Origin of the sequence: Natrinema sp. SYSU A 869, assembly GCF_019879105.1 — an archaeon.
GTDB lineage: Archaea > Halobacteriota > Halobacteria > Halobacteriales > Natrialbaceae > Natrinema.
Window position 1 is genome coordinate 265,065 of the sequence record NZ_CP082247.1, and the last position, 12,447, is coordinate 277,511.

General features: G+C 58.4%; 18 protein-coding genes and 5 pseudogenes. 13 read left to right on the top strand and 10 right to left on the bottom strand.

The features are described from left to right. Window positions 1–168: 168 nt before the first annotated feature. Complete coding sequence (locus K6I40_RS01045) at window positions 169–606, bottom strand: ester cyclase (RefSeq protein WP_222913231.1); 438 nt, start codon at window positions 604–606, stop codon at window positions 169–171. Window positions 607–625: 19 nt separating this feature from the next. Continuing rightward, a complete protein-coding gene (locus tag K6I40_RS28840; RefSeq protein WP_345779364.1) occupies window positions 626–910 on the bottom strand; it encodes a cytochrome P450 in 285 nt (94 codons plus the stop codon). Between the two features lie 16 nt (window positions 911–926). Between K6I40_RS28840 and K6I40_RS01055 the strand changes: the two genes are divergently transcribed. Continuing rightward, complete coding sequence (locus K6I40_RS01055) at window positions 927–1,520, top strand: GNAT family N-acetyltransferase (RefSeq protein ID WP_222913233.1); 594 nt, start codon at window positions 927–929, stop codon at window positions 1,518–1,520. 342 nt (window positions 1,521–1,862) lie between these two features. On the opposite strand, the gene K6I40_RS01060 is transcribed toward K6I40_RS01055, so the two are convergent. Then, window positions 1,863–2,222: a DUF5946 family protein gene (locus tag K6I40_RS01060; RefSeq protein WP_222913235.1), complete on the bottom strand. Its 360-nt coding sequence runs from the start codon at window positions 2,220–2,222 to the stop codon at window positions 1,863–1,865. A gap of 61 nt (window positions 2,223–2,283) precedes the next feature. Between K6I40_RS01060 and K6I40_RS01065 the strand changes: the two genes are divergently transcribed. From K6I40_RS01065 to K6I40_RS01090, 6 genes are all read left to right on the top strand, one after another. Next, the gene (locus K6I40_RS01065; RefSeq protein ID WP_222913236.1) at window positions 2,284–3,456 is read left to right on the top strand and encodes an ISH3 family transposase; all 1,173 of its coding nucleotides are present in this window, start codon (window positions 2,284–2,286) and stop codon (window positions 3,454–3,456) included. A 389-nt stretch (window positions 3,457–3,845) separates the two neighbouring features. Continuing rightward, the gene (locus tag K6I40_RS01070) at window positions 3,846–4,184 is read left to right on the top strand and encodes a metalloregulator ArsR/SmtB family transcription factor (protein WP_222913238.1); all 339 of its coding nucleotides are present in this window, start codon (window positions 3,846–3,848) and stop codon (window positions 4,182–4,184) included. Continuing rightward, on the top strand, window positions 4,181–5,170 hold the full coding sequence (locus tag K6I40_RS01075) for an SRPBCC domain-containing protein (RefSeq protein ID WP_222913240.1): 990 nt from the start codon (window positions 4,181–4,183) through the stop codon (window positions 5,168–5,170). Before K6I40_RS01070 ends, K6I40_RS01075 begins: the two co-directional genes overlap by 4 nt. 138 nt (window positions 5,171–5,308) lie before the next feature. Beyond that, window positions 5,309–5,515 carry a hypothetical protein gene (locus K6I40_RS01080; RefSeq protein WP_222913243.1) on the top strand — a complete coding sequence of 69 codons (207 nt, stop codon included), beginning with the start codon at window positions 5,309–5,311 and terminating at the stop codon, window positions 5,513–5,515. Between the two features lie 66 nt (window positions 5,516–5,581). Next, on the top strand, window positions 5,582–5,740 hold the full coding sequence (locus K6I40_RS01085) for a hypothetical protein (RefSeq protein WP_222913244.1): 159 nt from the start codon (window positions 5,582–5,584) through the stop codon (window positions 5,738–5,740). Next, window positions 5,737–6,006: an SRPBCC domain-containing protein gene (locus K6I40_RS01090; protein WP_255681407.1), complete on the top strand. Its 270-nt coding sequence runs from the start codon at window positions 5,737–5,739 to the stop codon at window positions 6,004–6,006. The genes K6I40_RS01085 and K6I40_RS01090 overlap by 4 nt, the downstream gene beginning before the upstream one ends. 4 nt (window positions 6,007–6,010) lie before the next feature. Here K6I40_RS01090 and K6I40_RS01095 read toward each other — a convergent pair. After that, window positions 6,011–6,256 (bottom strand): annotated as a pseudogene (locus tag K6I40_RS01095) (ABC transporter permease); the annotation flags it as partial. 45 nt (window positions 6,257–6,301) lie between these two features. Here K6I40_RS01095 and K6I40_RS27600 point away from each other — a divergent pair. The 3 genes from K6I40_RS27600 (at window position 6,302) to K6I40_RS01105 (ending at window position 7,128) form a co-directional block, all read left to right on the top strand. Next, window positions 6,302–6,475: a hypothetical protein gene (locus tag K6I40_RS27600; protein WP_255681451.1), complete on the top strand. Its 174-nt coding sequence runs from the start codon at window positions 6,302–6,304 to the stop codon at window positions 6,473–6,475. A gap of 166 nt (window positions 6,476–6,641) precedes the next feature. Beyond that, window positions 6,642–6,731 carry a helix-turn-helix domain-containing protein gene (locus K6I40_RS27605; protein ID WP_255681408.1) on the top strand — a complete coding sequence of 30 codons (90 nt, stop codon included), beginning with the start codon at window positions 6,642–6,644 and terminating at the stop codon, window positions 6,729–6,731. A 148-nt stretch (window positions 6,732–6,879) separates the two neighbouring features. Next, a complete protein-coding gene (locus K6I40_RS01105) occupies window positions 6,880–7,128 on the top strand; it encodes a hypothetical protein (protein ID WP_222913247.1) in 249 nt (82 codons plus the stop codon). Window positions 7,129–7,212: 84 nt separating this feature from the next. Here the strand turns inward: K6I40_RS01105 and K6I40_RS01110 are convergent, their stop codons facing one another. From K6I40_RS01110 to K6I40_RS01115, 3 genes and pseudogenes are all read right to left on the bottom strand, one after another. Then, window positions 7,213–7,638, bottom strand: coding sequence for a universal stress protein (locus tag K6I40_RS01110; RefSeq protein WP_222913249.1), 426 nt, complete (start codon window positions 7,636–7,638; stop codon window positions 7,213–7,215). Between the two features lie 261 nt (window positions 7,639–7,899). Further along, a pseudogene (locus K6I40_RS27610) lies at window positions 7,900–8,118 on the bottom strand (MBL fold metallo-hydrolase); the annotation flags it as partial. Window positions 8,119–8,398: 280 nt separating this feature from the next. After that, window positions 8,399–8,647 (bottom strand): hypothetical protein, encoded by a 249-nt coding sequence (locus tag K6I40_RS01115; protein ID WP_222913251.1) that lies wholly within the window; start codon window positions 8,645–8,647, stop codon window positions 8,399–8,401. Here K6I40_RS01115 and K6I40_RS27615 point away from each other — a divergent pair. Further along, window positions 8,607–8,900: pseudogene (locus K6I40_RS27615) on the top strand (heme-binding protein); the annotation flags it as partial. The gene K6I40_RS01115 and the pseudogene K6I40_RS27615 overlap by 41 nt on opposite strands. Here K6I40_RS27615 and K6I40_RS27620 read toward each other — a convergent pair. Beyond that, window positions 8,887–9,369, bottom strand: a complete 483-nt coding sequence (locus K6I40_RS27620) for a universal stress protein (RefSeq protein WP_255681409.1) — start codon at window positions 9,367–9,369, stop codon at window positions 8,887–8,889. The pseudogene K6I40_RS27615 and the gene K6I40_RS27620 sit on opposite strands and share 14 nt — an antisense overlap. 149 nt (window positions 9,370–9,518) lie before the next feature. Between K6I40_RS27620 and K6I40_RS01125 the strand changes: the two are divergent. Then, window positions 9,519–9,979: pseudogene (locus K6I40_RS01125) on the top strand (DUF2267 domain-containing protein). Window positions 9,980–10,276: 297 nt separating this feature from the next. Continuing rightward, window positions 10,277–11,161 (top strand): universal stress protein, encoded by an 885-nt coding sequence (locus tag K6I40_RS01130; protein ID WP_222913253.1) that lies wholly within the window; start codon window positions 10,277–10,279, stop codon window positions 11,159–11,161. A gap of 139 nt (window positions 11,162–11,300) precedes the next feature. On the opposite strand, the gene K6I40_RS01135 is transcribed toward K6I40_RS01130, so the two are convergent. Together K6I40_RS01135 and K6I40_RS01140 are read right to left on the bottom strand one after the other, a co-directional pair. Next, window positions 11,301–11,858, bottom strand: coding sequence for a hypothetical protein (locus tag K6I40_RS01135; RefSeq protein ID WP_222913256.1), 558 nt, complete (start codon window positions 11,856–11,858; stop codon window positions 11,301–11,303). 271 nt (window positions 11,859–12,129) lie between these two features. Then, window positions 12,130–12,234: pseudogene (locus K6I40_RS01140) on the bottom strand (universal stress protein); the annotation flags it as partial. Between the last annotated feature and the right edge of the window lie 213 nt (window positions 12,235–12,447).

Consider the following 12,447-nt stretch of genomic DNA (forward strand, 5'->3'; position numbering starts at 1 on the left):
CCGCCGCCAACCCCCAACACCATTCGAGTCACTCCGATTAGGCATGAATCGTGTGTGAATCCGATGGCAGGGACGATATACTTCCCAAACGGCTTCGGGATACCCACGTGATCGGTGTGTCAATATTTCGTGCGCGGGTCAGCGCGACGACAATCGCCACAGCCCGCGTCACGGTTCCGCTCGCCCCAACGGATCGTGACCGATCTGCTGGAGGATTCCGAAGAGATCGAAGTTCGCCCAGCGCTCTGCGACCTTCCCGTCCTTGACGCGGACGACGTTGATACCCATGATATCGATGGTCTCACCCGTTGGTTCGATACCCATGAATGGCCCCTCGTGCGTCCCTGTCACTTGGCCCCAGAAGGCGACGTAATCGTCCTCCTGGATGTACCGATCGACCTCGAAGTGGAGGTCGGGAAACGTCTCGTGATAGCCGAGGATGAACGACTTGAACTCCGAGAGCGGTTCCTCCCCGGACCCCGTCGGGTCGTGGTACACCTGCTGTTCGGTGAGAACGTCCTCCATCGTATCGACGTCAGCTTCGTTCCATGCGGCTTCGACGTAGCGGCGCGCAATCTCTTTGAGGTCCTGTTCATCAGATTGCATGGTCTAACATCGCATCACACTAACAAAACTGTTTCTCCGGCTGTCGTGAGAAAAGGCAGAACGTCACCTCCATCAACGCAAACCGTTCTCCGACGCAACGTCTGAGCCCGGCGCCGAAAGGGAAGTAGGCCAGCCGGGGGAGCGACGATCGAAATTCGTCGGTCCACCGATCGAGCTGGAACGCACCCGGGTCATCATACCACCGCGAGTCGCGGGGCGCGAGTTGACCGACAAGCAGCCGAATCTCCTGATCCGTGAATCGGCTGGTCCGGACGGTTACTTGCGCTTCATATAATACCTTCAATCGAATAGGGTATGCTATGTTCCCCGACTACATCGAGACGGACCGGCTCCATCTCGAACAGATATCGCACAGCTCTGTCGACATATTCGACCTTCATGAGCTCTATAGCGACGGAGACGATGCTGAAGAGATGTTCGAGTATTGGGATACACCTCCCCATCAGACACTGAAAGAAACCTACGACTACGTGGAGAAGGCTGAACAGCTGTGGGACGAGAAAGAAGGTGCAAAGTACGTGATCCGACCGAAGGACGGGGAAGACGGAGCAGGCGCTATCGCCGGAACGACAGGACTGTACCCGGACTGGGAGAAACGGTCTGCCGACCTCGGTATCCTTCTCGACAGACAGTTCTGGGGACGCGGGTACTCGGGCGAACGAGCCGATGCCCTCCTCTCGGTCGCGATTGACCGTCTCGACCTCGAACTCGTCGTCGCTTCACATATTGACGGAAACGAACAGTCTCGACGCGCGATCGAAAAGTACGTCAAGCGGTACGGCGGGCAGTACGACGGACTGCTCCGTAATTGGCTCCCACTGGACGATACCGTCGCCGACGTTCATCGATACACAATTTCACGTGACCAGTATTTCGAGGCGACCGATCAGTAGGTAGACGGTACATCCGGTGGCAGGGTCTGCAAGATTTTCGGTCCCGCACGACTCGCAAGTTCGTCACAAATCACTGATGCGTGTGCGAGTCGCGAGTGCTGTGCAGACCCGTTAGGTTACGTCTCGAAGAACTCCTCCAGAATGGACGCGAGGGCGTCCGTCAGTACCGGAGGCCGACAAACACGGAAACGAGATCGAGCAACCCGACTCCAATGGCGGCGAACGCTCCCTTGAGTCCAATCACGAGCTATCGGTGTTTCTCGTCGTCGATTTCATTTAAAATCTTCCGGGGACCTTGGTAGGGACGCGGACGATACCCGAGACTCGGCGGCGACGCGTGAGTCACGATTGCTCGTGGAGGCTCAGCGGTCGGCCGCTCGATGGGCCACTCTTCGATCGTTCGTGATGGTGCTCCCACGCCGCCCAGGCGGAATGGGCCCACTCGAGAACGAGTTTACTGTGCTCGTCGAGGTCATCCGCGGCCGCAACGTCAACGACCGTCATGTCACCATAGTCAGCTGGTGACTCGAGTCGCGGTAGCTCGTCGCTGTGGCAGTCGACGAGACGATCCAGCACCTCAGTGGCCTCCACTGTCGGCACCTTCCGCTTCAGTTTGAGGGTGTTCCCAACCAGGTGGACATGCCTTGTCGACCACTGGTACGACCTTGAGAGTTCCCGCCGGTTACTATCGGTAGTTCCCATCGAATCAGAAGTTAGTCGAGACTGATGAGGTTAGATTCTCAGGAAGCGTCTGAATGGGTGTATGAAGTGCCTCTACCATCCAGACACCGTTCTTACGGCCTCTGACCTTGAAACCTTAGCGCTTGATCTCCTCTCTGAGATCCCGATCCCCGGAGTCGAAGGCTGCGGCTTCGACTCCGGGATTATCCGACAGACGCTCCTCCAGGCCGCTGTCGATCAGAAATCCATCAAGGCTGTCACTGACACCACTCGTGGAACGTACTCCGATGACTACACGCTTGCCCAACTTCACACGGTCCCGCCTGCTGAACTCGAAGCAATCGCTAACCGCCTTCTCTGTCAGCAGGCGGCGATGATCCTCGGCGCTGGGCCGAGGATCATCTGCCTCGACTTCGTCGATATCCATTATCATGGCTGTCCACACGCTGAACCTGGTGTAATCTGTCACACGAAGCCTCGCGATGGCACCTCCCAGTGCCATCGCTACCTTGCTGGATTTGTTCTTTGTCGGGCCAAACCACTGGTCGTCGCAGTCACACCCGTTCGTGGTGATGAACCGAAGAGCGACGCGGTCGAGCGAGTGCTCGACCACGTCGCGGCCCTCCCCTTTGATGTCGCTGGCGTTCTTGCCGACCGTGGGTTCTACGACGGAACGTCGATCGAGCGACTGAATGCAGTCGCATCAGTCGCTCTTCCAGTCGTGCGGCGCGGAAAACAGATGGCAGAGAAACTCGACACGACGGTGTCCTACTGGACGGAGTACGTGATGTACGAGGGGAGCGAGCGGGAACTACGCTTCCCGCTCGCGGTCTGTGTCTCCTACCAGCAGGGCAATCGAGGTAAACACGGCTTGCTCGTTCGGGCGTACGTGGCGTGCGATCTGACCGATCGCACGCCGAAAGATGTCGAAGCACTCTACCAGAAGCGCTCAGCGATCGAGACAGCTTTCCGAACGATACGTGAAGCGCGTGCACGAACCAGCACGACTGATCCAGTCGTGCGGCTGTTGTTCGTTCTGGTGAGCTTCCTGTTGCGGAATCTCTGGGTGATCGTTCGGTGGGGCGTGCTCGCCACGCCGCAGCGCGGCGGGCGAGCACTGCCTGTCTGGTTCCGGTTCGAGGTCTTCCGCGAGTGGATTGATCACGCACTCGACGACACGTTACGGCGGAAATGGGAAGCACCGACGAACTGTACCGGGATTCCGGCGACCTATAGCCAGCTGGACGCGGGCTGAGATCGCCCGCGTCCAGCGGCAACCCTATACCGGAGCGACGGCCTCGCATCGTGTCTGGCGCGACGGCTCTCTCACTGTCGTGAGATCGCCGTCTGAGCGTGCCGCAGGGAATCACTCGGTCTGATCTCTTTCAGTCCTTCTAAAAATCGAGTCAGCAATCAGGATCGATGGGAACTACCGACTATCGGCTCTTGCTAGCGGACTCGGCGAGTTCGGATTACAGTAGCTGGTCCCGTGAGCATGTATGGCAATCGGGTCACCGACGAGCCCCCTTCGACGTACAACGAGAAGACGGCACGACCGCCGAATCACCCACCGACACCGCGGAGCAAAGTCGACAATCTATTCAACGAAGTAGTTAAATAGACGCGCCTTTAACGTTTAACCAGATGGTTGAACAACAGTCGGACGATCTGGACCTCGACGCGGTCTTCCAAGCACTGTCGCACCCGACGCGACGTGCGCTCATCGAGCAACTTGCCGAGGGCCCAAAGAGCGTCTCGGAGCTCGCAGACCCCCACGACGTCTCGCTGGCCGCAGTGTCCAAGCACCTGCAGGCACTCGAGGATGCGGGCCTCGTCGCGGTCGAGAAGGACGGACGAGTCCGTCGGTGTCACCTAGATGCGGCACCGCTCGGCGAGGCGTTTGGCTGGTTGACTCGCTACCGCGTCTTCTGGGAGGACCGGTTCGACGCGCTGGCCGACCATCTGGAGGCCGACGAAGAATGACACCCGATACGACAGACGAAACCGAGATCGAAACGACGGACGCGAGTCTTACCATCCGACGCACATTCGACGCACCACGCGAGCGCGTCTGGCGAGCGTTCACCGACCCCGACGAACTCTCCCAGTGGTGGGGTCCAGCAAACTGGACGCTGTCAGTGTCCGAGATGGACTTCCGGGAGGGTGGTGTCTGGCACTTCTGCATGCAGGGCCCCGATAGCGAGGAGTCGTGGGGCAAGGTCGTCTACGAGGAGCTCGTCGAGCCCGAGCGAATCGTCGCGACCGACCTCTTCGCGGATGAGGAGGGTGACCGCGTGGCGGACACGCCCAAGCTATCGTTCACGTTTGAGTTCGCCGACCGCGACGGAGCGACGGAACTCACACTGACACACGAGGGTTTCCCCACGGCCGAAATGATCGAGGGGGCCGAAATCGGTTGGACCGGCTCGTTCGATGAACTCGAAACTCACCTGGAGGGACTGATGACTGACAGTGAGACCGTTGGCGGAGACGCGTTCGACCCGAGCGAGTACGACGTGACTATCACGCGGACGTTCGAGGCTCCTCGCGAAGCGGTCTGGGACGCGTGGACGGACCCCGAGCAGGTCGCCGAGTGGTGGGGTCCGACGGACTTCACGGTGCCGCGTTGCGAGATGGACGTCCGTCCCGGCGGTGCCTTCCGCATCGACATGGAGGCTCCCGACGGGACAGTCTACCCGAGCGACGGGAGGTTCGAGGCGGTCGACGAGCCCGAGCGTCTCGTGCTGGTAGACGGCGCCGTCGAGGACGACGACGGGAACTACCAGTTCGAGGTCCGCCAGACGGTCACGTTTGTCGACCTGAACGGGACAACGGAGCTGACGCTGGAGGCAGCGGTCCTCGAGGCGACGCCGGAGGTGGCCAAATACCTCGAGGGGATGGAAGAGGGCTGGAACCAAAGCTTCGAGAAGCTCGACGACTTCGTCGCACTATCCGGAGGAGACCTATGAGATCTATCGTCGTGTCCATGCACACGACTGCGAACGGGAACACCGAGGGTCCGAATCGGGAGACCGACTAGCTGGCCCGGTAGCCGACGAACCACTCCCGGACCAGCGGAGGTCCTATGTTCGGTCGACACGATCCTGATGGGACGCGTGACCTACGAGGGCCTCTCCTCGGTCTGCCCCTTCGAGACCGGTGATTTCGACGATTACGTGAACGGGACGCCCAAGATCGTGTTCTCGAGACAGCCACGCGAGGTTGAGTGGGGTCCTGGGACAACATCCGGTTGGTCCATGATGTCGTCGACGAAATCAGGCGGCTCAAAGGACAGGAAGGCGGCGATATGGTGATCTTTGGCGGCGCCGAACTCGGGAAGAGCTTCACCAACGGGACTGGTCAACGAGTACAGAATCACCGTGGACCCGCTTCTCCTGCACGATGGAACGCAACTATTCGATCGCCTGGAGACGGGCTGTGACCTGACTCTCTTGGAGACCAAGGCCTACGACAGCGGAATCGTCCTTCTCCACTACCGACTCGTGGACGGCGACGAATCGAACGAGGACGGACAATGACCGAAAACACGACGAACGAGACGTTGATCGAAACAAACGGACAAATCATGACCGCCGAACGTCACTTCGACGCGCCGCGAGAGCGCGTGTTCGACGCCTGGACGGATCCCGACCAGGTCGATCAGTGGTGGGGCCCGACCGCTTTCTCGATCAGACCGACGAGACGGACGTTCGACCGAACGGCATCTGGGAGTTCCAGTGGTGGATCCCGAAGGCGAGGAATTCCCGAACCGGACCGTCTACGACGAAACCGAACGACCATTTAGTGAATCAGCTGACTCGTGAACTCGACACGCGTCGCAGCAAGATGACGGCAATACCACCAAGCACGAGGTCAAACACACCGAGTATCACTATCGCTGGCACAATGGTATTCCAAATACCGGAGAACACTGTCACGTCGATTACAGTGAGGACATCCTGGCCGAGCATCAGCGCACGGACGGCATCGACACCGTACGTGATTGGATTGAACATTGCCACGATCTGCATCCACTTCGGTAGAACGCTGATCGGCTTGCAACGATAGAAGACGAAAATCCGAAGATCATAACGTGTACCGTGACAGGTGATGAGACGTGGCTGGCATATCTCCAGTACGAGCCTGAAGCGTTTCAAACAGCTCTTCTCGATCTTTTTGATACTGAGGCGATCAGTATCGACTGGCCGATGATAGAGACTGCCGACGGGCTACAAGTAACATTTTTCGGTGAGATGAAGCCCTCCAGCAGATGATTGCTAGCGTCCCTGACGAAATGGACCTGCGTCTCGAACGGGCAGGAGAGTATCAGCCAGAGATGGATGACCCAGCGGCACAACTAACGGACCGACAGAAAGAAATCGTACGGACAGCGATTGCGATGGGATACTATGACATCCCACGCGTGCAACGCAACGTGACTTGGCGGCCGAGTTCGGACTGTCACAGGGAACGATTGGCGAACATCTTCGGCGAGTCGAGGCGAAGATTATCCAATCTGTGGTTGTGTGACTGTCATCACGTTTCATCTGTATTCTCAGCAAGTAGCTATCACCTATGTGTTCTATAACACGCCGAAAGTTCCTTAACTCACCAGAATATGACATATCGCACACTAACACACGCCAAATATAAGCGGTGAGCAGTAACACAACCCCGTATGGATGACCCTGATGACCTACCAGGCCCTGAGGCTGATCGGTCGGTTGAGCGCGGTGAGACGTATAATCATGCTCAGCATGGTCGCGTAGAGGTCTCCGGAATTTGGAGGGGTGTCAATGAAGTTGATTCGGCGCGTAATACGAATCAGAAAGAGGTTATCATTGTTCGATACTCTGCCGAACAAGAGGGTGAACGAGTGGATGAACTGACGGATACACTCGATGAGTTTCTCGAGGCCATCGAATAACGGGAGACGAACTTGCTTTTACCTTCTCTGATTTCGTCACCTACAAGACAACTTAGTTTCCAGTGATTTCCGATAGTTCGCCATCTACCGGACTACGAGTACGGAAACCGGTGATCGGCGAACGACGTTTTCCGCGACGCTCCCGAGCAGGAGACGCGAGATTCCCTCTTGTCCGTGGCTTCCGATAACGATCAGGTCGACTGATTCTTCCTCCGCTTGCGCGACAATGCGGTGATCCGGTTTGCCAGTGACGACGTTCGTTTCAAGACTGCGGTCGTGCTCGGTTGCAATTTCCGTCGCAGTTTCGAAGATGTCATCTGCGTATTCCTGATATTTCTCGGTAACTGGTATTTGCAGTTCGGGACCTACGAATTGTGCCCAGCGACGATCCGGTATTTCGATGACATACAGTGCCATGACCGTTGCATCCGGAAAGTCTTCGAAGACTAATTCGAGGGCTTTCGTTGCCTGGGGCGACCCATCGTACGGAACGAGAATTCGGTCGGCCATGACAAACGTATTCGATTATTCGGTATAAACTTGCCACCCGGATTCGAAGGGTGGAAAACGGTTTCTGATAATACGACAAGCAGTCCAATGTACTGCACTATACGGTAAGCTATCAGCAAGACGCACGGTCAACATTCACAGTTACCATCCTAAATTGATATTAAGGCGTAGTATCACTACCATATCACCACGATCATACTATCAATCAGTGAGTCAGGCCGCGCAGTTGTTTGGGCTAAGTTCAAGCTCCAACGCTTCCGATTAGTCCTTGGGAGACTCCGTGCCCGTGTTGATTTCGATTACCCGCTCATAGTTCGGAGGCGGCTCCGGTACATTCTCGACGGACCGGTTCACGAACTCGTCTTTGTTCAACCCGAGCAGATCGAGTTCGTCCCGAAGTTCGCTCAATTGAGCGCTAATCAACTCACCTGGTGAGCCGACCTCGTATCGATTGTCCTCCGTGACCGACACGTGTTCCGGATAGTTGTGAATTCACGTCGATCGAATGTGCCGTCTGTACGATCGTCTCCTCATTCCGACGAGAACACTTCAGTGATGAGATGGTCGCCGGTATCGAACCGCTCCCCGGCGGTGTTCTGGACGGGATAAATGGAGCGCTACTCATACTGTCGGACAGAACTAGTTGACTATCGATTGCTGACTTCGTCCGTCTCCACAGTCGACGGACGATCTTTCGTGATCGACTCTGCAGTGACTTCTGTCCGACAGTATCAGACGTGGTTTCGGGACAGCGCGGCCATCAGTAGGGGCGTTCATTACGCCTGTGCACCTTCCCGGCCCGGATTACGATGCCGCTCTCAGACTGCTTGAGGGTGTCGAGTTCTGCTATCCGATCGACGCCGACGAACGGGAACTGCACCAGCGGTCGGAGGAAATGAAACGGTATTACGAGAAACTCACTGACCGACTCGCGGCGCTCCAACAGGGAGAGCAGCCGATCGAGGGACGCGCCCGTACGAACGGGATCCGATAGCGGTGACGTGACCATGGCTTTCTACCTCCCGTCGACGTACATGCCCAACACCACCCCGACGCCGACCGACTCTGACGTTCGGCTCGTCGTCGAACCGCCGCAAATGGTTGTAGCGCGCCAGTTTTCATGGTATACGACGGACGAGCGCGTCGCTCAGGAGCGGATTCGGCTGCTCGCGGAGCTCGCCCGACGGGAAATCGAGACACGCGGTGAACCGACGCTGCTCCAGTACAATGATCCGTGGACGCCACCATTTATGCGATCGAACGGGACGGTGTTTCGTACACTAATCTCGTCCCGACTTCGGTGTTGTCGTACCCGACGGCCTCGAGCGCCGAGTCGAGGACGGCGTTGCCCCGTTCGGTCTGCGTTTCAACGATCTGCTCCAAGGCCGTCCCCTGAAACGCTGCCGGCCTGTACTCGAACGGGAGGGTAACGGCATGGAAGATCGTAATTCGACCGTCGGGAAACTGGTCGCTGGCATATCTCAGCGCGTCGATCGACTGTTCCGATCCGTCGACCGGAACCAGAATCTGACCCGGTAGCTTGTGTTCGCGCACCTCTGAGAGCGAGCCCGGCACAACGGTCGTCGACACGGGAATTCGGCGGAGGACCGCGTGGCTCACGCGGCCGAGAAACGGGCTGGTGACTGACGATTCGCTATGGCTCCCCATCACGACATGGTCAACGCTGTGATCGACGGCGTACTCGCCGATCTCGTGATGGGGACTCCCCATCTCGATGGCTGTTTCGATCTCGCGGTCGTACTCCGCCGCGATCGCAATCGCGCGCTCGAGCGTTGAACACCGGTCATCGTCAGAACGACAACTGATACGACCGACGAGAGGGGTTTATACTGCTGAGCGGTGTGTGATCCTCGAGTGCTATGAATTTCGATGAATTCACTGGCGAGGTTCAGCACCGACTCGAGCTACCCGGAACGGGCGAAACCGTTCGCGCGATCAGAGCCACGCTCGTGACGCTCGGACAACGGATTCCGGACGGCGCAGCCGAGGATCTCGCGGCCTCGCTTCCGATGGAGATCCGCTGGTACATGACCGGCGCCGTCGACGAGCACGGCCAGCGATTCGACTGGCGGGAGTTCGTTTCGCGAGTGAGCGAAATCGAAGGGAACGACCCGTCCGAGGCTGCGTACCACGCCCGCGTCATCGTCGATCTCGTCCGGACGCAGGTTCCAGAGTCGGATTTCAGCAACTCCGCGATCAGCTCCCCGAAGACAAACGGGACGAGAACTGGGAGAAACTATTCGAAGTCGTTGACGCTGGGGGCTGGGGTGACGCCGAAGAGGCACAGACAGGTGGTGGTCCGCAACCTGAGAACGGGTGACCGCCTGACCCAGCCTGTGAGACAGATACCGTACACTCCGTCTCTGAGTTTCCCAAATGACTCGAGACAGTAGGAATCGCTTCCGAACGATTGTGCGTCCATGACGTCGTACTTGAACGCGGAGAACCGCTCGAGTTCGTGCGTGAAGTTGTGTTTTCCCTATGTACGCGTCCGCTGAGTCTGCAAACTCCGTAGCAGTGCCCGCGTGACGACAGTTCGAACGGAACGCCTGCGACGAGTAGCGTCATCTTGATCCGCTGGCGAAGAACGAAGAGCGTGGGAATCGAAGGTCGGGGCATGTACGACCGGATTTTGATCGCCGTCGATGGGAGCGACGAGGCCGAGCGGGCGGCGGAACGCGGACTCGAGTTCGCTCGCGTTTTCGACGCGACTGTTGCTGTCTTGCATGTCGTCGACCAGAAGTCGCTCCGACTCGCGACTTCCGCCGACGAGAAGGAGCGACTCCGAGAGCGCGGTGAAACCGTTCTCGAAGAAATCGAGGAACTCGCGTCTGCTATCGGCCAGCCAGTGACGACGGAACTGACGGAGGGGAAGCCCGCGATCCGGATCGCTGAATACGCAGCCAAACGAGACGCGGGGCTGATCGTTGTCGGAAGACAGGGACTAACGGGGCTCGGAAAGCGACTCCTCGGCGGCGTCACGGAACAGCTCCTCCGCCGAAGCGACGTCCCCGTTTTCGTCGTCCCGAAGAATGCCTCGGACGCAACGACCGACTACTCCGACCTGCTCGTTCCCACTGACGGAAGCGAAACCGCTACCGTCGCTGCTGAACACGGTGCCGCGGTCGCACAACAGTACGGATCGACGGTCCACGTGCTCAACGTCGTCGATCTGCAGGCTGCGGGAGGTGCCTTCAACGCGGGCGGCCTCGAGCGCGAATTCGTCGATCGACTCGAGGCGGACGGCAAAGCGGTCGTCGAGGACGCGGCGACGGAGATCGGAGACGCGGTCCCTGATGTCACGACCGCCGTCGTGCGGACGACGTCGTTCGAAGGTGTCACAGCCGGCATCTGCGAGTACGTCGACGATACCGATATCGATCTCGTCGCCATGGGGGCGCGTGGCCGGTCGAATCTCGGTCGTCACGTCCTCGGCAGCGTCACCTCGACCCTCCTGCGGAGCGTCGACGTACCCGTACTGGTCGTGACGCGGTCGCGGTAATGGAATCGCTGTGCCGTCCGATCCTCGTGAACGCGGTCCGTCAGCACCGTCGGAGCAGTATCGGTTCGACCGAGCCAGCATTCCACTCGAAGCAGTCCAAGCTGTCGCGTGAACGTCCTTGCGACGGCAGGCGATTCGATCACGCGTCGGCTTCGAGATCACCCAGGACGCGGTCACCGAGTGCGAGCACGAGTAATGCACCGATCAGATCGAAACCGAGGTCGAGGACGGTGTCTTTCGTTCCGTACGAGACGAGAACCGGTTCGAATCCGAGGCGATTCCCCGCGGTGTGAATGGCATATTCGACGGTCTCCCAGAGGAGTCCGAGACAGACGACGGCGGCGACGACCCGGGGACGGGGATCGCGACCCCGTCTCCGGCTGATCGCGAAGACAGCGCCGCCGAGGATCGACGAGGAGTGCGTATGTGTGAGGTGATCCCACCACCAGACATCGTCGTACGGACCGAGCATGCCGACGGCGTGGGTGACCATTCCGCTACGCACGTACATGCGTTGCCACGGACGGAGTTCGATACTGTATGCCCGTTCGGCGAGATCGGGAAGGAATGCTCCGATCGCCGCGGCGACAGCGTTTGCAACCGTTCCTGGGTCACGTCGTCGTACTCCGAGGACGAACACTGCAAGCAATGCATACTGGATCCCGTGTTCTGCCCTCTGCTCGGCCAATGCTTTCATCGTCTCAGTTCGTAATGGATATGCGGAATACATAGGGATATCGGCCCGCGCTCTGCCCAGTTCGTTCGGACCCGATTTCAGTTATCGACCGGTCTCGATCTAGAGACGATTACACGGCTGGCTCCTCGTCATCGCTATCTGAAACTATCTTGAACACCGACGTACCCTGCGACCCGAGTCCGACAATAGTGATGTCTTCTGCCTTGACGGACTCGGTGATCTCTCGTTCGGGCACCCTTTTTTTTAATCCGGTCCACGAGCGTCACGTCCCGCTCTGACTCTCGGCGTCGACGACGGACAGGACGTGCAGTTCGGCGTCGTACCGTTCGGCGGCATCGATGGCGTGGCCAATTGCCCGGTCGACATCGGGACTCATATCGGTCGGGAGCAGCAGTCAATCGGATATTGAATAGACGTTTTCCCGAGAGTGGGATAAATCAGGAGTGCAGTTCTATCGGTCTCGGAGCACTCATTGGATTCAAGTAGACCGCGCGCTCTGTGTTTGGTACTGAGATGACAGCGACAGGCTATCGACCCATAATTGTTTGAACTGTCGACTTCTCCACTTTCTGGCGGCGAGGCTGTGTGG

What these genes read in the sequence shown, in the direction of transcription:
- K6I40_RS01045 (WP_222913231.1), bottom strand. Translation starts at nt 606, where the DNA reads ATGCAATCTGATGAACAGGACCTCAAAGAGATTGCGCGCCGCTACGTC.
- K6I40_RS01055 (WP_222913233.1), top strand. Translation starts at nt 927, where the DNA reads ATGTTCCCCGACTACATCGAGACGGACCGGCTCCATCTCGAACAGATA.
- K6I40_RS01060 (WP_222913235.1), bottom strand. Translation starts at nt 2,222, where the DNA reads ATGGGAACTACCGATAGTAACCGGCGGGAACTCTCAAGGTCGTACCAG.
- K6I40_RS01065 (WP_222913236.1), top strand. Translation starts at nt 2,284, where the DNA reads ATGAAGTGCCTCTACCATCCAGACACCGTTCTTACGGCCTCTGACCTT.
- K6I40_RS01070 (WP_222913238.1), top strand. Translation starts at nt 3,846, where the DNA reads ATGGTTGAACAACAGTCGGACGATCTGGACCTCGACGCGGTCTTCCAA.
- K6I40_RS01075 (WP_222913240.1), top strand. Translation starts at nt 4,181, where the DNA reads ATGACACCCGATACGACAGACGAAACCGAGATCGAAACGACGGACGCG.
- K6I40_RS01080 (WP_222913243.1), top strand. Translation starts at nt 5,309, where the DNA reads ATGGGACGCGTGACCTACGAGGGCCTCTCCTCGGTCTGCCCCTTCGAG.
- K6I40_RS01090 (WP_255681407.1), top strand. Translation starts at nt 5,737, where the DNA reads ATGACCGAAAACACGACGAACGAGACGTTGATCGAAACAAACGGACAA.
- K6I40_RS01105 (WP_222913247.1), top strand. Translation starts at nt 6,880, where the DNA reads ATGGATGACCCTGATGACCTACCAGGCCCTGAGGCTGATCGGTCGGTT.
- K6I40_RS01110 (WP_222913249.1), bottom strand. Translation starts at nt 7,638, where the DNA reads ATGGCCGACCGAATTCTCGTTCCGTACGATGGGTCGCCCCAGGCAACG.
- K6I40_RS01115 (WP_222913251.1), bottom strand. Translation starts at nt 8,647, where the DNA reads ATGGTCACGTCACCGCTATCGGATCCCGTTCGTACGGGCGCGTCCCTC.
- K6I40_RS27620 (WP_255681409.1), bottom strand. Translation starts at nt 9,369, where the DNA reads ATGGGGAGTCCCCATCACGAGATCGGCGAGTACGCCGTCGATCACAGC.
- K6I40_RS01130 (WP_222913253.1), top strand. Translation starts at nt 10,277, where the DNA reads ATGTACGACCGGATTTTGATCGCCGTCGATGGGAGCGACGAGGCCGAG.
- K6I40_RS01135 (WP_222913256.1), bottom strand. Translation starts at nt 11,858, where the DNA reads ATGAAAGCATTGGCCGAGCAGAGGGCAGAACACGGGATCCAGTATGCA.